A 19,779-nucleotide genomic window follows, 5' to 3' on the forward strand; every position below is an offset into this window, starting at 1 on the left:
TTAAGATTCCGGATCTATCTCGAAATTCGCGATATGATATACTTGTTGGGAACGGGTCATCACGAACTGGAATTGTTTTCTTCTTTCGTTCGGTTTTCCTTCGTTCAATACTACATATACATTCACTCTGGTGATCGGTTTATCATAAGCGCCGTAGTATTGCACTTGTATTGAATAATTTCCAGGCAGCGCCTTTGACATCGTAAATGTTTCCGGCCCATATCCATCTACAACGTCCACATCCAAATTCCCTCCGGACTTGGTGGAACGATTTGCATAAAAACATTTTTCCCCGGTAGGATCCAAAACCCAAAGATCCACGTCAGTCGCAGTGTCCCAGGTCAAAACTACTTTAATATCTCTAGAGGGAACGGCAGCGAAGAAGGAAACCTTATCGCTTGCGTTACCTGCTTTGACTTCTATCAAATTTGTTCCGGGAGCAACCACAGTGCTTAAGGAAAATTTTCCACCATGCAGACGGATCATCTGAGGGATCCCGTTAATAACGATAGTCGCCTTTTCAGGATTTCCAGTAACGGAACCGGAAACAGTTTGGATCCTTTCCGTAGTGAAACCTCCATGAGGCGAATCTATTGTGACAGTCTGCGCGAATGTAGCGGATCCACAAAGGAATACGGCAAGCAGGAGTATATTATTGACCAACGTTGATTTCATCGTCTGAACTTGCTCCTGTTACTTCTGAATAATACATTAAGGAAGCTCTGGCCGGGATTACCTTATACTTCCCTCCTACTTCTGCTCGGATAAAATATCGGACCTTAAATTCTTTTGTAGGACCTCCTACAAAGAAAACGGCTCGGTCATCGTAAATCTGCCGACTTAGATATTCCATCTTCAAATCGCCTGCATAATACTCTGCATCTCTTTGTAAGAAAGAGAATCCAGGTAGTAGAGAATCTTCTACTTGGTAATAAGAATCCGCATCTCCTTCTTTTTGGACGGAAACCTCTACCATGACCAGGTCTCCCGGTTGGAAAGTTTTGGATTCCACAGGAGTGATATCATTCGAATCCACTTTTAACTTATAATAGGTTCGTTTTACCTTGATACCATTGGAGTATGCTTGTATTTTTTTACTTCTGTCCGTGTAATACAAGGAAGCGGTCGCATAAAGTACAGGCCCGTCTTTTTTCAAAACTTCTACCTTATTCGGTCCGGAACGTATCAACTCGGAAGGGATCGGGATCTTATACAATTCTCCCTGCTCCGATTTAGGAGGAAGAGTTACAGTTTTTAAACTGGTTCCGTTCAATACGATCTCCACATTTGCAGGAGTTTCAGATTCACGAACGGAAGATAAGAACTCTGACAACGCCAATACGGCAGCAGACGTATCTCTTGAGTTGTTCCAAGCTAACTCGATACGATTGGATAAAAGAGAAGAAGCAAGATTTGCAAGTATAACCTTATCTTCTCCCAATCGAACTCCTGCACTCAAAAGTGCCGAAATAGTTTCGATCCTGTCTTCTTCCCAACGAGGATTTTTACCGTAAGAACTAAGTTTAAAGAAAGGTTTTTTGCCGAATCCACTGGACTCTACACCTTTTTTGAACCAGGTAGAAGCTTCCGCTTTCTTACCTTTATTAGCCAATGTTAATGCAAGAAGCGCCTGTCCGTATTGGTTCAACTTGGCAGAAGACTTTACCAGACCTTCCACGATTGAATCTTCCAAATTTCCACCTTCGCTTAAGGAGAATATGATATATGCTTTCGCATTCGGAGAAAGATCACCTTTTCCCAAAACATCATATAAATACGCTCTGGCTCGATTCAAAACCGGAGCAGAAACCTTGGCGCCATTTTTCTGACTAACCGCCAATCCTCTATACACATAAGCGGACATCAGAACGTCACTTTCCACTCCACCTTCGAACCAACCGAATCCGCCATCAGTTCGTTGGAGTTCCGACACTCTTTTCAGTCCTACATCTATCATCTTAGGAAGTTCTTTCCTAAGTCTTTCGCTGATGAATCCCGTTTTCTGAGCGGATAAAAGAGGATAAAATCTACTCATAGTTTGTTCCACACAACCATAAGGATAATCTGCAAGATAATCCAAAGATTGTCTTAGAGCAGGCAGGGAAGCAGGGCTGAGTCGAACCTCTAAACGAGGATCTCCTAATTCTTTAGGCGCCTCTAAGTTTAGAACTCCTGAATGTTCTCCTTCTTCCATTCCTAAACTATCCGAAATAGTTTTAGGCAATCCCCAGGTCTTAAGCGGAATTTCAGATTTAAGTAAATCTTGGTAACCCGCACCCGCCGCGAGGATACTGATCTTTGCAGATTTGATCTTAGGATCTGCGACAGTCTGCACATCAAAATGTAGAGATTGATTTTGGCCAGGTTCCAAATTGATCGTAGTTTCCGAGTTACCTAGAATTTTTGCGCCTTCCGCTTTTACGGTAACTTTGACCGGAAGTTTAGTCTGTGATTGGTTAGAGATCGTAGCAGAAACTTTTTGGGTTTCTCCTTTGATAATAAACCTTGGCATTCCGCCTAAGATCATCAGATCTTTTTTAGTAATAAAACTGGTTTGGCCTCTTCCTACTTTTGTATCAGGAGTGATTGCGATCGCAGTCACTCTCCAAGAAGTCAAATTATCCGGAAGATTAAAACTAACTGTTGCAGTTCCATCAGCTCCCGTCTTAACTTTTGCATTCCAATAACTTGTATCTTTAAAACGGTCCCGCGCCTGGTCCTCGTTTTTCATCGCAGAATAAACTGAGTCTCCCTTTTTACCCAAGGCCAGTTTTAATCTTTTATTTTCAGAATAACCGAAAAACTTATAAGCGGAAGCTAAGGTGGTTTGCACGTTATTTCTTCTTGGATGGTAGAAGAATGTTCCTATATTCGGTGTCTTCTCCTCTTTGATCTGATAAATTGCCTCATCCACAATCGCGAGAGAAACTTCTGCAGAAACTCCATTGCCGCCTAAGCCGGTGGTTTTCAATTTGATCTCAGCTTTGTCTCCCGGGCGATACACTTTGCGTCCCGGTTCCAGAGCCACTTTTAGGAACTTCTGCTCCGGAGGAGCAACCACTCTTACTTGGCTTTTATAAACATCATTTCCGGAAAATTGAACCGCAGACAACGTGAAGTTCGGGCTCATCTCCGCAGAGATCGGGACCGCATATTTCAAAGCGTTCCCTTTCATCTTCACCACTTCTTTTTTGAAGATCCGATTCCCTTCTAAGGTCAGGATCATATGTCCGTTAGAAACAGGACTTAGTACAAGGATCTCTGCAGTATCCCCTACTGAATAAATATCCTTACCGGGCTTTAGAGTAATATCTTTGAAAGGAATTTCAATAGAATCGGAAACGGAAGAAGCCCAGAAGAATGTCTCTGACTTTGTAAGATTTCCATTTGGATCTTTGGTCTCAGCGACCAAAATAAATTGTCCTCTTTTAGGAATTGTAAAAGAAGCGGTCCCAACTCCCGAAGCGGAAGTCATCACAGACAAAGAAGAAATTTTAGAACGATTTGCTTCTCTTACAAATTGAATATCTCTATTATAAAGGATGAGATCTACATTCCTATTTCCCACCATTTTCTGGCGTTCGACTTCGCTCAAAGTTTTATCATAAGCGATCAGATTTACCGTTAACTTTGCCTCTTTACCGGGTTCATAAACTGAATTGTCTTTTGAGATCCTAACAAAAAATGCGCTTCGGTTCACGGAGAAGGAAGCGGATCCATCCAAGGTCATGTCCTCGGATTGAACGGAAGCAATAATCGTATAAACGGAATCCGCATCCGATTTATCCGGTTTAAAGCTGATAGAATATTGCCCTTTAGGATCTAACTTTCCTTTTCCATCCAAAACCAATTCTTGTTTATCACTTTGGCCGGATTGCTCCAAATAATCGGAAGAGGCATCAAAGTTGATCGTTCCAACCGGAGAATAATCGAATTTAGGCCTGCGAAATACTCTATATGCTACTTCTTGCCCTGCAACAGGTTGGCCGTAATAATATCTGGCCTTTACGAGAGCGTTTACTTCTTCCCTTTGTAAATAATTGGATTTAGGTACGGATACCGAAACGAGGAAGGTAGGTTTTTTATAAGCCTCTACGGCAAATTCAGTTTGGAAGGTTTTATCACGGAAATTTAATATAAGAGAATAATTTCCAAGAGTGGCATTTTCAGATTCAGGAACTACAAATTCGCCTGAAAAAGTTCCATTATCTCCTGAGATATTGATAGGAATACTCGGGATAGAAGTTTCTCCCTGCTCGCTTGCAACCGCAATTACACCGGCACCTGAAATCGTTCTATAATCGTCTTGGGAGAAGTTCCTAACAATTCCCTTAAAGTAAACAGTATCTCCCGGTCTATACACAGGGCGATCCGTATACATGTAAGCTCTTGGCCCGCCTTCTCCATAAAAGGAACTGGAATAAAATTCAGGGTCTGAAACTGAATATTCTCCATTTTTATGAGCGAGAACCAATCCTTTAACCGGACTTCTTCCTTTATAAAAATAAGTTCCATCAGAACTTGTTTTTCCTGTTTGGAATGCTTGGCCATTTTCCAAATTGAAAAGAGTGAGATCCACATCTGAAACCGGTTCCCCGCTGTCTTTGCGGCCTACATAAACGAAAGTTTCCGCATCGGATTGTTTTACTAAAAAGTTTAAGCCCGATTTGATCAGAATTGTATAAGCCAATTGAGATCCGGAAACGCCTTCTACCAAATAAACACCATTGTCTCGGATCGGAACAGGTATCCTGCGATACGCCCAAAAAGAAGTGACAGTCGGAACGGAGAATGTAGCGATCAACTCTTGGTCTTTTAAAATTGCAGGGATCGCGAGAGTTTTTTCTTCATTAGGTTTTTCATAATCGATCCCTAATGTTTTTTTGAGTTCGGATCTTGTCTTGGAGTTGAATTCTTTTCTGGCAACTTTGCGGAAATCGTTCCTGAATTTATCAACGGTTCTTGTAAAAAGTGCGATCGGGTTCCCGAATGCTCCGTCATTATTTTCCTGGACCAATCTTTCTTTTACTTTTTTGGTCAGGAAGGCTTGCGGATCCGCGATCTTATAAACCCTGAATTCGTAATTTACGGTTCCGTTCCCTTCCAAGTTTACGTAAGCGTTTTCACCTGAGCCGAAACTTCGGTCCGTTCCCAGATAAAATGCGGCAGAACCGAATAAATTCGGTTTCACATAAAATAATCCTAATGCAGAGATCAAAATTGCGAGAAAAGAGAATATTATCTTTTTACGATCCGATACACGAGTTCTCATTCTGAAATTCCTATTCTAAAATCCGAAATCTATAAACCCCAAGAAAATTTCGGTTATTCTTTTCCGGGGAAAACAACACACTTCTTTCCAATTCTTTTGCTCGGATCAATTTGATGCCTCGATCCGAACCTGTATGATATAAAAGCTGGGGATTTTTACCTTCTCCTTCTAGCAGGATCATAGAATGGAAATTTGTTCCGACACCACGATCCGATCTAAAAAAGAGAATATCTCCCGCAAGTCCAGACTCCAACTCTTTGGAAACAAAGTAAGTATGGAACTTTTCCAGACTTTCCGCGTCTGCAAATTCTCCGAATTTGCCCTCTCCGGTCCGAAATAAATTTTTACCAATATAGGGTATATCCGGGTAATTAAATTCCCGGACATCCGGTAAATTTTTATCCAATAAGATCCCGGTGCGAGTTTGCCAGTCCTGAGTATGAGCCTTTAGAGACTCCTTATATGCGAAACGAATCAATCCGCTGCAATCTCTTTCCTTCAGGTTCCAGGAGGAATTCTCTTTTAAATATTGTGACAAAGAGATCCTTACAAACCAGTCCCGAAATGCCTGACGATCCGATTCAGTCCTAAGCTCCGCAGAATCAGGAAATCCATCCTGGTCAAAATCCCCATCTCGACTGAATAGGGAAATCTGGACGGTTTTGCCCTTAACAGTTCGGATCTGGATGTTTGTCGGAACCTTCCCAGCTTGCACACGTAAGACTTCTTCTCTTTCGTTTTTTTCGCTCGAGAGAAGTTTGAGTAATTCAGGATCAACTTCTTCCCAAAGGAAATGATCCGGTGTGCCGAAGATCGGATTCGAAATTTTTAAAACGGCAACAGATTTACCGTCTGCGGGCATTCTTAATTCGGTCGGATCCAAAACGGATCCGAAATAAGAATTACATTCAAACAGAACGAATATTAGAAGATAACAAATCCGAAACTTCAAGGAAGCACCAAGCGGAGAAGGTCAGTAGCCCAATGCCTTTCTGATCTTTTCCGGAATATCTTCGAACTTGGGATACTTATGTTTTTTGCCGTCAGGGAAAATAACGTAGTAAGTTCCATTTAGAACTTCCATATAATAATTTCCCTTCTTCTTTTGCCCTATAGAAGACTTGTCCATCTCCTTTACCATTGCCTGGTATCTAGAAGGAAGTTCCTGCCAAGAACCGTAAACTTGGATCTCTCCGGCATGATTCACGGTGTACATACCATTCTCATGCATGATCTTGATCCCGTTATAATCGAAAACCTCGAGTACATTTACTTTAGGTTCTTTCTTTTTGGGTTTTTCATTCGGATCAAAACTCATAGGTTCATCCGAAGGGATATTATAATGAACTACCGATTTGGAATCGTGTCTTCTGTTTCTGGTAAGAAGTATATAAAGATAGGAAAGGCCGGACAAAGCCAGAGCAGCAAAAATCAGATAATCAAAATGTCTAGCGATCCATCCCATCACTTCAATCTATACTCGATGGCCTTACATGCAAACGGAACCGGATCTCCCGCTTGGATCCAAAAGCTGCATTTTTCAAAAGCAACCGAAGCAACACAGTTGTCCACGTCCTTCTTCCTTTGTTTTCCAGGAACCAAAGAAGTGATCTGTCTGCTTGATCCGCATTCCGCGTCTTTTGCGGCGTAAGCCACCATGATCTTAGTGCCTGCTTCTCCGAAAGTATAAAAATCGTCGTCCACATTGGAACAGTCCGGCAAGCCGAAAGCTAAGATTATAAGAAGAATTAGGCTTTTACAGGCAGTTCTAAAACTTAAAGAGTTAAATTTCATGCTCCGGCTTCTTAGGTAATAATCGTATTTTTTCATTCAAAGGAAGATCCACTTCTCCTAAAGAGGTTTTGTATCTCACACTTCCTTTCATTCTCAAATTCGGATCTTTTCCCGCGACTAGGTTCGTGACTACTAAAATTCCGAGTAATAGTTTATCCTGATTCTCTCTCTTTTCAAAGCTTGTTTCTATTCTAAGCTGGACAACGGTTTTGGAAAAAGCAGGGACTTCCGTTTCTTCTTCCGAAATCACCCTGGCGAGCTCTGCATCTTTTCCGTCAGTACCGGAGGTGATCACACCAAGATCGAATTTATAAATTTTAACGGCAGAATCATTCGGGTTCTCTATTTCCAATCGAGATGTCATCACGATCTTGGGAGAAGGTGGAAAAGGCAGTAGTTCTACCCTTTCCGTTTTGGTTTCCAAGATCCTAAACTTACAAGCCTGTAGTTTTTTGACATTCTCCCTTAGGTCTAATAAGCAGGAGCTGAAAAGTAAACCAGCTCCTAAGAGAAAAGCCCAAGACCGGAACATTCGACCTTTTTGCGATCGAATTCCCATCAAAGTTCCCATCCATTGGAAATGAGAACCTTTCCTCTGGTCATATTATTCGTATATTCTTGGATCGCTTTGTCCGCTTCTTTCAGAGGGAACTTAGCGGCAATCTCGGTTTGGAATTCTTTCTTTCCTAAGAGGGAACGGATCTCAGAAGTGATTCGCCAAATCTTAAAAGGGTTCTGCTGAGGCATCCAGGAAGAAAGCCAGTAACCTTCTATCTTCTTATCTTGGAAAATGCCAAGACCCGCATGGAAAGAGATAGGCTCTTCTGATAATGCACCGTAAACCACACATTTACTTCCATAAGGCATAGCGGCTAACGCTCTTCCCGGAAGCTCTCCTGCAACTGCATCCAACAAAATGGTAGCATTCAGTTTATTGGAAAGAACTCTGAGTTCCCTGTCAAAATTAGGAGAACTGGAATCCAATACATGTTCAGCGCCCATAGATTTAAGAAGATCGACTTGTTCTTTTCTTCTCACTATTTGGATGCCTTGGATCCCTTTTTTATTGGCAAGCCTTAATAACATTCTTCCCAATGCGGAAGCGGCAGCAGTTTGGATATAAGCCTTATGCTTTTCTCGAATGACTTGGTCGAGAAGCGCCCAAGCAGTGATCGGGTTCACGAATAAACAAGCACCTTGTTCTAAGCTCACATCTTTTCCTAAAGTAAAACAAGAATACGCATCAGTGATCATATATTCCGCATAAGGTCCGTCACCTTTATTGGGAGCAACGCATGCAACCGGTTTGCCTACGAGAGAATTCGCTCTCCAACCTCCGCCGCTTGCGATTACTACACCGCTTCCTTCAAAACCAGGAACAACGGGAAGTTTTTTCTTAATTCCATACAGACCTCTCATGAACATTAAGTCGGATGGATTGATGGAACCGGAATGGATCTTAAGCAAGACCTCTCCCTTTTTTAAAGGTTTGAGTTCTTTTTCAACGATCTTAGCTCTTCCAGGTTCGTTGCTGTATTCTTTCAATTCGTATGCGAGATACGACTTTGGTATTTCGAACTTTTTTGCCATTTGATTACCCTCTCACTCTTCGTCCTTTAACATCAGATGCCGGATCTCTTCCGGTTTATTTTTTAGTATATGATTTTGTAGGAATGCTTCCGCATCTTCTTGGGTCTTAATAGAAAACCAAAGACCTTCCGGATAAGAAACCTGTACAGGACCCAACTCGCATCGATCCAAACATCCGGATTTTTGGATACGGACCTTACCTTTTAATCCAAGTTCTTGTACTCTCTTTTTCATATAAGCGAGCAATTGAGGAGATCCTTTCGGACCACAAGAAGGTCTTTCTCCTTCCGCTCTGACATTCTCGCAGACAAAAACATGCTTATCAAAATACATTAGGGACTTGCCTTTCCTCCTAATTTCCTATATAGGCAAAAGCTTTGAACCCATTTTTTCGGAGATTAGTTTGAAGCTCTAACGGTTGCCAGAACCGAAAAAAGATTTTTTTATGGTCTTAGAAGCTCGATTCCCGAGCATTTACTCATATTTGGAGAATAAGATGAAACGATCCGTAATACTAATTTTATTATATTCACTATTGATTTCCCTTTCCTTCTGCAAAAAGGAAGAGAAGCCTGTATTAGAGACAGAAAAACCACTTTTCGAAAAAGTTTTATCGGAAAACGATAAGATAATTCAATTTCTCTTAACAACGGAGAGCGTTTCTCCGGATGTAAGCGGATTAATTTCTTCCTTAAATTCTTTGGGGGAGGCGAAAGGTGGCTTGGAATCTTCTGCACTAGAAATGAAAAACGTATTAGAAGGGGCAAAATCTTCGGATGTGAGAATATCCTTTGAAGCCTATTCCAAGTTCAGCGAAGTTTTAGCGAGTACAATGAAAGTGCATGGACTACAGTCTGGAAGAAACCGTTTCTATTGTCCGATGGTCAAAAAGACATGGGTGTTTTCCGGTATGAAAATCCTGAATCCATATGCTCCGGATATGCGTGATTGTGGTGACCTTATTCCCTGAAAACGAAAGACAACAAGAAAGAACCTGTCTAGCGGGAGTCTCCGAATCCAAACCCTGTCCCGGAAATTGTAGGGATTTTTACAGGGAATCGAATTGGAACGACTCCGGTGAACAGGCTTGTTTTGCCTTCGAAAAATTAGAAAAATTTTTAGAAGGAGTCAGCTCCTTCTCCGTTGGTGCCACCGCCTTCCAACAAGCTCCTGCCGATATTTTAGAAAACTTTTCCACAAGATCCGAAATAGGATTCGATCTAGTCAGATACTTTCTTTCCATCTCTTCTCCGGATCAAGTCATGTCCACTATCCTGGAGATGGACGATTCATTACTCTATAGGATCGTAAAAGAAGACTTTAAAATATTCCAAAAACTTAAAAAAGAAAAAAAGGTATTTGGAACGGAAAGTAATTTTCTAGATTCGAAAGCGGCACAATTCTGGAACGGGCTTCCTCCGGAAAGGATTTCCAAATTTATATTATTCTGTCTTAGGACCAAAAAAGATAATATATTTGCCGCCAGATTTTTAGGACTCATGCCTATCGAAACTCTACTAATGCTTGGAGAATCCTTAGGATTAAATAAAGAAGAAGAAGCGGAACTCTATAAAGGACTCGAAGACTCCTTATACGAATTCCCGATCCGATTCCCCGGAATCTATCCTCATCTTCTAGAATTATTTTCCGAGGACCCGGAGATCAATATCATACTCTCCACAATGGAAGGACTTGTAGAAAGAAAAGAATCCCTATTAAGAGCAAGGGAAGAAGTTCTCAAAATTATAGAAGAAGCCCACAAAAAGAACCCTCACCAAGAAGTATTAAATTATCTGAATACTTTGGATAAGGACGCTGCTTTGGAAATTTTAGGAATGTTAGAAGAGCAGAACCATATAGGATTTTCAGAAAAAAGCCTATTATCCGCTTATATCAAGGGAGAAGAATCCGACTTTATCACCTTCGGAAGAAGGCCGCAAGTTTTCAGAGTGAAATAAAGATCTAAAACACCGATCAAACGGAAAGATTTAGACCCTTTCTTCTACCTCGTATTCCTTGAATAAACTCTTTTGATTTCCCATATCGCTTTGGAATTCCACAGGATAATCCGAGGTAAAACAAGCATTGCAGAAACCGCCGCCCCTATGATCATTCACCGCTTTGTGCATAGAATCCACTGAAAGATAAGCAATGGAATCCACTCTCAAATACTTACGGATCTCTTCGATCGTATGAGTAGCAGCGATCAATTCATTATGGGTTGGAATATCTATCCCGTAATAACAAGGGGAAACCGTAGGAGGAGCGGAAACTCTTAAGTGGATCTCGGTAGCACCTGCGTTTCGGATCATCTTAATGATCTTACGGCTGGTGGTCCCTCTCATGATGGAATCGTCCACGATCACAACACGTTTTCCATCCACAACATTCTTCACTACGTTGTATTTGATCTTAGCACCGAAATCTCGGATCTTTTGGTCCGGCTCGATGAAAGTCCTGCCCACATAGTGAGAACGGATCAATCCGGATTGGAAAGGAATTCCGGAAGCTTCCGAATATCCAAGAGCGGCGATGTTTGCAGAATCCGGAACCGGGATCACAACATCCGCCTCGACAGGTAATTCCTGAGCGAGTTGGTTACCGAGTGCCTTACGGACTTTGTAAACAGACTCACCAAAAATATTGGAATCAGGTCTCGCGAAATAAATGTATTCGAAAATACAAAGAGCGGGTTTTGCAGGAGGGAAAGGATAGAAGGAGCGGGTTCCTGTTCTATCCACAACGATCATCTCACCCGGTTCCACGTCTCTTTCGTAAGTGGTGTCGGTGATATCGAATGCGCAGGTTTCGGATGCGAATACGATGGATCCGTCGTCTCTTCTTCCCATAACCAAAGGACGGAAACCGTTCGGGTCACGAACCGCGATCAATTGGTTTTTAGTAAGAACAACTAGGGAATACGCACCTCTCACTTTTTTTAAAGCGGAAGAAAGTGCGGAAAGTAGATCCGTCTCTCCGGAGCGGGCCATCAAGTGAACGATCACTTCCGAATCGATTGTAGTTTGGAAGATGGAACCTTCTTTTTCCAATTGGGAACGAACTTCCCAGGAATTTACCAGGTTTCCATTATGAGCCAGAGCGATCGGCCCTAAATGGGACTCAACTCTGAGAGGTTGAGCGTTCCTTAAAAAGCTCGCACCGGTGGTAGAATAACGATTATGCCCGATGGCCGCGCTTCCGGTCAGCTCCCGGATCTTGCCTTCGGTAAAAATATTGGCTACTAATCCCATCCCGGCGTAGCGGTAGAGATGTTCTCCGTCGGAGGAAACGATCCCGCTCGATTCTTGGCCTCTATGTTGCATAGAATACAAGCCGAGGTAAGTGAAATTGGCCGCTTCGGGAGAATTAAAAATCCCAAAGATGGCACATTCTTCTTTTGGTTTGTCATCTCGGACTAGGGTCCGTAGACTGGACGTATTGGGAATCGAACTCATGGTCCCCCTTCCGACGCTAGTCTCCCAGGTCGCCTTTTAGATGCAAATACAATCCGATTATATTGTCGTAGACAACGTCCGAAGCTTACAGTTGGCATTGATTACTCTCTCTCAATCCGATTGCCTCTCTATTGATACGGAATCCAGCGGTTATTACACCTACTATTCCAAAGTTTGTCTTATCCAAATATCCTCTAAGGGTAAAAATTATATCTTTGACCCTATTCGTTTGGATGATCTCTCCGGGTTAGGACCTCTATTCGAGAATCCCAGCATTTTAAAAATATTTCATTCCGCTTCGGACGATATCAAAGCTCTGAAAAGAGACTTCGGTTTCAAGTTTATAAACATCGCGGACACGATGTTCAGCTCTCGTTTATTAGACTTAGAACAGAACTCTTTGTTATATCTTGTGGAACATTACCACAAGGTCAAACTTTCGAAGAAGGAGCAAAAATCCAACTGGGAAAAGCGCCCTCTGGAAAAAAGTCAGCTCCAATACGCAGCCTTGGACACAGTTTATCTGGAATCCATTTGGACCAAAATGAGCGAGGAACTCGGAAAACGTAAATTGTTAGACGAAGCGGTTTCCGAGTTCGCAAAAATCGCGGAAGAAGAGCCGGAACCTTTCGAAGGATTTTCCATCAATTTGGAAAAATTCCCCAATGTTCTAGAATTAGGTTCCGACGAAAGAAGAGCACTTCACGATACTCTTGGCTTCCGAGACGAAAAAGCTAAGAAACTAAACAAGGCCCCGTTCAGAGTTTGGAATAATGACAAGGTTTTGGAATTAGTCAAGTCACGCGGAGAGTTGAATAAACTCGTAGACATAGTAGGCAAAAAAGACGCCGAAAATTTATACCAGGTTTATAAAAACCCGAGCGGCCCTCCTATCCAGAAAAACGATCTATTCAAAAGATCTACTGAAGATTTAGCAGGGGAAGAAGCTGATAGATTTAAAAGATTAAGGCAGTGGAGAGAAACAATCATGTCCATTCGCCGGATGGGTCACAACTTGATGCCGTCTAATAAGAATATCGCGGAGATTGCAAAAAGAAATCCTAAGTCTATAGAAGAGTTAAAAGAACTAGGTATCTTTTCCAATTGGAAGGTAGAAAATTACGGACCTTCCATTATAGCAGCAATGCAATCTAAACCCTACGAGACTACCTTGTCCGGTTTAATCCCGATCAAAAAGAAATTTGATTAGATTAGAATTAGATAAACTAAAAAAGGAACTTCCCCTTCTACCGGAAGGAGAACCGAATTTGCCGGAAGATGTAGCACATTCTTCCGTGGTTATGCCTGTGTTCCATAAGAACGGACAGGATGGTTTCCTTCTTCAAAAAAGAAATCCAAACCTTGCATCTCACCCAGGACAGATCTCTTTTCCGGGCGGAGTCAAAGATCTAGAAGATAAGGACCTACTGCATACGGCTCTTAGGGAATGGGAAGAAGAGATGGGAGCCCCCGACAAAGAATTATCCGTGATCGGAAATTACAGAGGACAGCTCACTCATACCGGATTTCATATCACTCCATTCTTAGCTAAATACTCCGGAGATTTTAGATTCGAATTCAATCCGGAAGAAGTAGAAAGAATTATCATACTGGAGTTAGACAGACTTTGGGAGGCCCCTTTTTATAGTATTAAGGGAAGAAGGAAACCTGACTCACCTTTATTAGAAGTATTCTATTTCGATATCGAGGAAGGACTTTTATGGGGAGCCACTGCAAGGATCATTGTGGACTTCTTAAGAGAACATGCAGGCTTCGATCGTTCTCCCATTTTAAGAACTCCTAATCTGAGTTCAGCGCCGTTCTTGGACGTGAAAAAGTACGAATAGTTTCCGCATAAAACGAAAGATCCAAGGTTTTTACTTTTTCTTTCTTTCTATTTTTTTGTCTCATCTCCCAATTTTTCTTCTAACCCTTACGTCTCTAAAAAATGTAGTCCTACGAGGTTTTCCACTTTAGGGATTCCAAAAGTGGACCGAAATTATATACGACATAATTTAAAACCCTTTTCCGGGAGTTTTAAAGTTCGTATTCGAACTTCGAAAGGCATTTTACATAGGAGCATTCCAATGAGCAAAATTAAGGATCTATTTAATTCGGACATCCGCACTAGTTATTTAAAAGAAAGCTGGAAAGAAGAGGACTGGTACGAGTCTCTCGCCGGTAGACCAGGCATAGAACAGAAAATCCCATACTTTAAAAAAGAAACTTCCTCTCTCAAGGTGGCGGTTCTTAGCAGATGACTCCGGAAGAAAAGGAAGCCCTCTTTCGCAGTCTAGAACAAATTAGGATCGCCATCCAAGCCGGTCAGCCTGGTGGAGAATACAAAGCGATCCTGTATAGTATTCCGATCGTAGGGATCATCTTCGGATGGTTATTATTATTCTTCCTATTCTTTTGGTGGTATCGTCAGAGAATGGCGATCATCAAAGCAGGCCTTTATCAAAAAGAAAAATTTGATCTGCGTCTTTATTCATTCTTCTTAGGACTTATACTTACCTTCGTCGGTGTAGCACTTTCCGTTACTTTCATTCTAGTATTAGGAAAATCCTTAGCGATGCTCGGAGGATTGATCCCTCTCGGGACTGGTCTTGGTCTTCTCTGTTATTATAAATGGTCCCCTAGGAAGTGAATCGGCTCTTCCCAAATCCGATCCTTTAAAATAGGTTTATTATTACTCCCATGAAACCGGAAGAACCCATCCTATGCGATCCGGAGGATTGGGCCAATATTCAAAAAGTTCTAGCCGGAGATTTTGAATCATTCGAACAGCTCGTATTAAAATACGAGGCGATGGTTTATTCTCAGGCAAAAAAAGCATTTCGTAACGAAGCGGAAGCAGAGGACTTTACTCAGGATGTTTTCCTAAAGGCATTCGAAGGATTATCCACATTTAGAGGAAAATCCAAATTCTCCACTTGGGTCTTCTCCATTGCAAGAAACGAGATCATACGCAGATACCGTAAAGAACACCCTGAAATAGACGCTCCTATAGACACATTATCCAGCGATAAGCTGGGAGATAATTTCTCCTCTCAAGAATCCGAAGTATTAGAAAAAGAAACCACTGAAAAGATCAGATCTTTGGTGAATAAGTTACCCGAACTATATCGGAAACCTATATCGTTACATTACTTTGAAAATATGTCCTATAAAGATATCTCCGAAAATTTAAACTTGAAAATGAATACCTTAAAGAGTTATATTTTTCGAGGGAAAGAAATCCTACGCGATTGGCTGAAGAAAGACGATGAGCACGGAAAAAGATAAACTTCCCGACGAGCTGCGGGAGCAATTGGATTTTTTTGTAAAACCTCCCGAAGGCAGGGTGAATGACGATGTACCACCCATGCTTAAGAAAAAAGTAATGCTTCATTTGATCCATCTGAGGCATATCCGGCTGATCTTGATCACAATTCTGATCTTGGCTTTTTCTCCTTTAACAGTTCTCCTTTTTACGGATTGGAATTTTCTCTTCCAAACAGGGATTTTACATGCGATTCTAGCTACTAGCGGCTTTTTGTTCCTGCTTTTTACGGTTCTAATAGGGATTTATCTTGTGCAAAATAAGAGCCCCTATACCAAGGAATGGAAAAACAAGTTAGGATTCGACGAATGAAATATTTCAGTTTTGGGATCGCCTTATCTTTATTACTTACCTTCGGAAACCAAATCTCCGCACAAGAAAAACAGCCTGAGACCAAATTAACTGCGAAAGAATTCCTAGAAATGAAGTTAGACTCCGTCTTCCCTCTCATCCAAAACATGAGCAAACAGGAAGCGGATGTTCTGATCACACAGATCAGGGAAGAAGCCAGAAAATCCTGGGCCCAGTCCGATAATTATTTTTTCTTAGTGGAACACCTAACTACGATCAAAGCGATTGAAGAAGAGCAAAACAGATTAAAAGGCCTGCTTTGGGTCTATATTTTGGGTCTGGCTTTATTTTCAGGATTTGTTCTTTATGTCCTCTTCCGCCAGAGAAAGCTGATTAGCGAGTTAAACGAAATTATTAAGGACCGAGACTGAACAAAACCGCCGTCTAATTATATAATTCAGAAAGAAACATTCCTTTTTGTTTACTGGTTGTCATAAGAATAAGCCCGGAAAATTCTTTTTCCGGCGATTGTAATGTTTGTGTAAACCTTTTGTAACGGTTTTCTGACAATCTGATGGGATGGAACCTATCCAAATCCAAGGATCCTCCACCCCGACGACTAACGACAAAAATCCTCCGAGGCGTAGGAGAAAGAGCTTCAGCGAATTTATGAAAAATGCTTCCGGCAGCCCAGGCCAAAAAATCCTCGTAGTAGATGACGAAGAGGATATCGCAGAACTGATCAAATTTCATTTAGAAGAGAACGGCTACCAAGTAGACACCTGCCAAAACGGTTTAGAGGTGCTTCCTAGGATCGAAAAAAATATCCCAGACTTAGTAGTATTGGACTTAATGCTCCCAGGTATCGGGGGAATGGATCTTTGCAAAAGGATCAAAGAAAAATATTCTCTACCTATCATCATGGTTACCGCAAAATCCGGAGAGACAGACGCTGTCTTAGGACTGGAACTAGGTGCGGATGATTATGTTAGAAAACCGTTCTCCACTAGAGAACTCATCGCAAGAGTTCGTTCCGTACTGAGAAGATCGGGAGAAGGAGAAGATGAGCAAGACCAAGAAGGAAACATTACGGTCGGCAAAATTTTCCTGAATCCTAAGGCGCATAAAGTATTCATCAATAACGAAGAAATCGATCTTACATTGATCGAATATAAGATCCTCTATCTGTTTATGACCAATACAGGCGTTGCATTTACCAGAGATAAACTTTTAGATAAGGTTTGGGGTAAGGATATTTACGTGACGGATCGCGCTGTAGATGTTAATATTAAAAGACTCCGGGACAAACTAGGAGAAGAGAAGGAGAGGTTGGAAACCATCCGCGGGATCGGTTACAGATTCAATGAGGCGTAGCTTATTTTCTAAACTACTCTTAAGTAACTGGCTTCTACTCGTTTTCCTTATGGCTGTCGCGGGGATAGTCCTCTTTTTAGAGGACTTGATCAACCCTGACCTGAAGATACTTCTATTCTCCGCTTATATCTTATTGGCAATGTTTGGGACTTTTTATATGTCCTTCTCTATAGCCAGAAGTGTAACTCAAACGCTTAACCAGATCGAAATGAAAACCGGAGAGATCAACGCGGGAGATTTCGGCTCCGAGTTGAGTCTTCCTGAGATCCAAGAGTTAGCTGATCTTGCAGTCTCCATAAATTTGATGTCCGGACGTTTGAAACACCAATTCGTGGATCTTACCATCGAAAAGGAAAAGTTCGACTCAGTATTACAAAACTTGAAAGAAGGTGTATTCTCAGTAGACCTGGAAGGCTCCATCGTTTTTCAAAACAGAAGTATTCCCGGTTCCTTGATAGAACCTAATTCAGGTTCCAGAAAGGTGGAAGACGCAGTCAAAGATCCAAGACTTCTAGACTTTATCAAAAAGAATCTTTCCGGAAAGGGTGAACCTAAAACGGAACTGGATCTAAGCCAAAATTTTTACGCGATCAAAATGTATCCTCTTAGAACAAACGGAAACATCCTGATGTTCATCGGGGTAATCCGAAATATCACCGAAGAAAAACAATCTTATCTGATAAGAGAGCAGTTTGTTCAAAACGCTTCTCACGAATTAAAAACACCTATCACTTCTATCAAAGGTTATACTGAGACATTACTCGGTCGTTTGAAACTTTTGGAAGAAAGTCACGAGAAAAGATTTTTAGACGCGATCTCTAGAAACACGGATAGAATGGTCCGTATCGTAGAAGACATGCTTACGATCACTAGGATTGAAAACCAATCTGCAATCGCTCAACCTGAGGAATTTACATTAAAGTCTTTGGTAGAAAATCTTTCTTTCACTGTGGACGGTGTTATTTCTCCAAAGGGACAAAAGTTAGTAGTGGACATGCCTACTCCTCTTACTATCGCTGCAGACTGGGTTCTTTTGGAACATATGCTCTTAAATTTAATTTCGAACGCTTCTTCTTATTCTCCGGATGATAAAACAATCACTTTGAAGATCGCAAAAGTAGAACCTGACTCTGTGAATTTTCAGGTCATAGACCAAGGGATCGGGATCAAGGACGAGGATAAGGAAAGGATTTTTGAAAGATTCTTCCGGGTGGATAAGAATAGATCCAGAAAAGAAGGCGGAACAGGACTCGGGCTTTCTATCGTGAAACATATTGTTAGATTACATCACGGTTCTGTCAAAGTTTTCGATAATCCGGAAGGCGGGACTATCTTCTCGGTAACCCTTCCGTTAGTGTATTCTGAAATTTCAGAAGTTTGAAATCCGAGCATTTGCTCGTAATACGCTTTTCCTAAAACTGCCCTAAACCGAATATAGAGATTCTATATAGAAGTCGGTGATATAACCGTATCATCGAAAGATTTCCGGACTCCTCCGGGATCGAGGTTAGTACATGGATTATCCTAAGGGCTTTTTTTCGTTCGGTACGAATATTGGCATTAAAGACAAAACCAAAGACTTCGGGGTGATCTATTCCGAAAAACCCTGCAAGGCCGCAGCGGTATTTACTAAAAATAATTTCCCAGGAGCTCCAGTTATCGTAGGCAAAGAACATATACGAGACGGAGTATTGCAAGCAGTAGTTATCAATTCTAAAAACTCAAATGTCGCTACCGGAGAAAAAGGAATTTCAAACTCCAGGCAGATCTGTTCAGAGATCGCAAAGTCTCTCGGTATCGCTGAAACTTCCGTGCTTCCATCTTCTACAGGAGTGATTGGAGTTCCACTTCCTATGAATGTAATTCTTCCTGCATGTGCTCAGGCAAAATCGAATCTAAAGCCTGGTAATTTAGAAGAAGTGGCAGAAGCGATCATGACCACTGATACTCGCAAAAAAATTTCCGTAAGAAAGATCAAATCTTCTAATGGAGAAGCTGTCATCTTCGGTATGGCCAAAGGTGCAGGAATGATAGAGCCTAATATGGCGACTATGCTTTCTTATATTCTTACGGACGCCCAGATCGAAGGAGAAGTTTATCCGATCTTAAAAGACTGTGTGGACTTAAGTTTTAATTGTATCACGATAGATTCGGATACTTCTACCTCCGATACGGTTGCTTTACTTAGTAATGGTCTTGCAGGCCAAGTGGATGCAAACGAATTCAAATCGGCACTTTTAGAGATATGCACCGATCTTGCCAAAGAGGTGGCGAGAGATGGAGAAGGTGCGACCAAATTGATAGAAGTCCGCATTAAAAAATCCAAAGACGAATCCCAGGCTAGAAAGATCGGAAAATCCATCCTAAATTCTCCATTGATCAAAACCGCTATCTATGGCGGCGACCCGAATTGGGGAAGATTGGTAATGGCGGTAGGTAAAGTTTTTGATGAACCTATCCCATTCGACTCTTTGGAAATTTATTTCGGGGGTCTTCCTGTCAAAGGTGCGGATACGGAAACTCTTAAAAAATTATCGGAGTATCTAAAAAAGAATTCCGAGATCTTCGTCGATGTGGTATTGAATACCGGAAACAAAGAGATGGTGTTCTGGGGATGCGACCTTACCGAAGGTTACGTGAAGGAAAACGCATACTACACAACCTAAGTTTGTCGAATC

General features: G+C 41.6%; 21 protein-coding genes. 12 read left to right on the forward strand and 9 right to left on the reverse strand.

What is annotated here, in order from left to right:
- Genes EHR06_RS14890 through EHR06_RS14925 form a run of 8 tightly spaced genes read right to left on the reverse strand, consistent with a single transcriptional unit; the run spans nt 1 to nt 8,989 of the window.
- Nucleotides 1–675 carry a YfaP family protein gene (locus EHR06_RS14890; protein ID WP_135757725.1) on the reverse strand — a complete coding sequence of 225 codons (675 nt, stop codon included), beginning with the start codon at nt 673–675 and terminating at the stop codon, nt 1–3.
- On the reverse strand, nt 653–5,272 hold the full coding sequence (locus EHR06_RS14895) for an alpha-2-macroglobulin family protein (RefSeq protein ID WP_135757726.1): 4,620 nt from the start codon (nt 5,270–5,272) through the stop codon (nt 653–655). Before EHR06_RS14895 ends, EHR06_RS14890 begins: the two co-directional genes overlap by 23 nt.
- 10 nt (nt 5,273–5,282) lie before the next feature.
- Nucleotides 5,283–6,224 carry a DUF1175 family protein gene (locus EHR06_RS14900; RefSeq protein WP_135757727.1) on the reverse strand — a complete coding sequence of 314 codons (942 nt, stop codon included), beginning with the start codon at nt 6,222–6,224 and terminating at the stop codon, nt 5,283–5,285.
- A gap of 21 nt (nt 6,225–6,245) precedes the next feature.
- A complete protein-coding gene (locus EHR06_RS14905) occupies nt 6,246–6,737 on the reverse strand; it encodes a hypothetical protein (protein WP_135627742.1) in 492 nt (163 codons plus the stop codon).
- Nucleotides 6,737–7,066 (reverse strand): LIC13255 family lipoprotein, encoded by a 330-nt coding sequence (locus EHR06_RS14910; protein WP_135757728.1) that lies wholly within the window; start codon nt 7,064–7,066, stop codon nt 6,737–6,739. Before EHR06_RS14910 ends, EHR06_RS14905 begins: the two co-directional genes overlap by 1 nt.
- Nucleotides 7,056–7,598 carry an LEA/WHy family protein gene (locus tag EHR06_RS14915; protein ID WP_244288617.1) on the reverse strand — a complete coding sequence of 181 codons (543 nt, stop codon included), beginning with the start codon at nt 7,596–7,598 and terminating at the stop codon, nt 7,056–7,058. The genes EHR06_RS14910 and EHR06_RS14915 overlap by 11 nt, the downstream gene beginning before the upstream one ends.
- A 26-nt stretch (nt 7,599–7,624) precedes the next feature.
- Entirely contained in the window at nt 7,625–8,656 is a 1,032-nt protein-coding gene (locus EHR06_RS14920) for a zinc-binding dehydrogenase (RefSeq protein ID WP_135757730.1), read from the reverse strand.
- A 12-nt stretch (nt 8,657–8,668) separates the two neighbouring features.
- Entirely contained in the window at nt 8,669–8,989 is a 321-nt protein-coding gene (locus tag EHR06_RS14925; protein WP_135757731.1) for a (2Fe-2S) ferredoxin domain-containing protein, read from the reverse strand.
- Nucleotides 8,990–9,152: 163 nt separating this feature from the next.
- Here EHR06_RS14925 and EHR06_RS14930 point away from each other — a divergent pair, with 163 nt between their 5' ends.
- Both EHR06_RS14930 and EHR06_RS14935 read left to right on the forward strand, forming a co-directional pair.
- The gene (locus tag EHR06_RS14930) at nt 9,153–9,626 is read left to right on the forward strand and encodes an LIC13259/LIC11441 family protein (RefSeq protein ID WP_135757732.1); all 474 of its coding nucleotides are present in this window, start codon (nt 9,153–9,155) and stop codon (nt 9,624–9,626) included.
- Nucleotides 9,610–10,614 (forward strand): hypothetical protein, encoded by a 1,005-nt coding sequence (locus EHR06_RS14935; RefSeq protein ID WP_135758068.1) that lies wholly within the window; start codon nt 9,610–9,612, stop codon nt 10,612–10,614. Before EHR06_RS14930 ends, EHR06_RS14935 begins: the two co-directional genes overlap by 17 nt.
- A 30-nt stretch (nt 10,615–10,644) precedes the next feature.
- Here the strand turns inward: EHR06_RS14935 and purF are convergent, their stop codons facing one another.
- Nucleotides 10,645–12,111, reverse strand: coding sequence for an amidophosphoribosyltransferase (gene purF / locus EHR06_RS14940; RefSeq protein WP_100708463.1), 1,467 nt, complete (start codon nt 12,109–12,111; stop codon nt 10,645–10,647).
- Nucleotides 12,112–12,151: 40 nt separating this feature from the next.
- Between purF and EHR06_RS14945 the strand changes: the two genes are divergently transcribed.
- The 10 genes from EHR06_RS14945 (at nt 12,152) to argJ (ending at nt 19,767) form a co-directional block, all read left to right on the forward strand.
- On the forward strand, nt 12,152–13,321 hold the full coding sequence (locus tag EHR06_RS14945) for a ribonuclease D (protein WP_135757733.1): 1,170 nt from the start codon (nt 12,152–12,154) through the stop codon (nt 13,319–13,321).
- Nucleotides 13,314–13,958 carry an NUDIX hydrolase gene (locus tag EHR06_RS14950; RefSeq protein ID WP_135757734.1) on the forward strand — a complete coding sequence of 215 codons (645 nt, stop codon included), beginning with the start codon at nt 13,314–13,316 and terminating at the stop codon, nt 13,956–13,958. The genes EHR06_RS14945 and EHR06_RS14950 overlap by 8 nt, the downstream gene beginning before the upstream one ends.
- Nucleotides 13,959–14,198: 240 nt before the next feature.
- The gene (locus tag EHR06_RS19180; RefSeq protein WP_167492305.1) at nt 14,199–14,372 is read left to right on the forward strand and encodes an LIMLP_16695 family PerRB-regulated protein; all 174 of its coding nucleotides are present in this window, start codon (nt 14,199–14,201) and stop codon (nt 14,370–14,372) included.
- Complete coding sequence (locus EHR06_RS14955) at nt 14,369–14,761, forward strand: hypothetical protein (RefSeq protein ID WP_135757735.1); 393 nt, start codon at nt 14,369–14,371, stop codon at nt 14,759–14,761. The genes EHR06_RS19180 and EHR06_RS14955 overlap by 4 nt, the downstream gene beginning before the upstream one ends.
- 50 nt (nt 14,762–14,811) lie before the next feature.
- Entirely contained in the window at nt 14,812–15,399 is a 588-nt protein-coding gene (locus EHR06_RS14960; RefSeq protein WP_135757736.1) for an RNA polymerase sigma factor, read from the forward strand.
- Nucleotides 15,380–15,748, forward strand: a complete 369-nt coding sequence (locus tag EHR06_RS14965) for a hypothetical protein (protein WP_135757737.1) — start codon at nt 15,380–15,382, stop codon at nt 15,746–15,748. Before EHR06_RS14960 ends, EHR06_RS14965 begins: the two co-directional genes overlap by 20 nt.
- The gene (locus EHR06_RS14970; RefSeq protein WP_135757738.1) at nt 15,745–16,158 is read left to right on the forward strand and encodes a hypothetical protein; all 414 of its coding nucleotides are present in this window, start codon (nt 15,745–15,747) and stop codon (nt 16,156–16,158) included. Before EHR06_RS14965 ends, EHR06_RS14970 begins: the two co-directional genes overlap by 4 nt.
- Before the next feature lie 238 nt (nt 16,159–16,396).
- A complete protein-coding gene (locus tag EHR06_RS14975) occupies nt 16,397–17,101 on the forward strand; it encodes a response regulator (protein ID WP_135650161.1) in 705 nt (234 codons plus the stop codon).
- Nucleotides 17,091–18,482 (forward strand): HAMP domain-containing sensor histidine kinase, encoded by a 1,392-nt coding sequence (locus EHR06_RS14980; protein WP_135757739.1) that lies wholly within the window; start codon nt 17,091–17,093, stop codon nt 18,480–18,482. The genes EHR06_RS14975 and EHR06_RS14980 overlap by 11 nt, the downstream gene beginning before the upstream one ends.
- Before the next feature lie 133 nt (nt 18,483–18,615).
- Nucleotides 18,616–19,767 carry a bifunctional glutamate N-acetyltransferase/amino-acid acetyltransferase ArgJ gene (gene argJ, locus EHR06_RS14985; RefSeq protein WP_135757740.1) on the forward strand — a complete coding sequence of 384 codons (1,152 nt, stop codon included), beginning with the start codon at nt 18,616–18,618 and terminating at the stop codon, nt 19,765–19,767.
- Nucleotides 19,768–19,779 lie beyond the last annotated feature (12 nt).

The sequence above is a fragment of the Leptospira dzoumogneensis genome (genome assembly GCF_004770895.1).
Taxonomy (GTDB): Bacteria; Spirochaetota; Leptospiria; order Leptospirales; family Leptospiraceae; genus Leptospira_B; species Leptospira_B dzoumogneensis.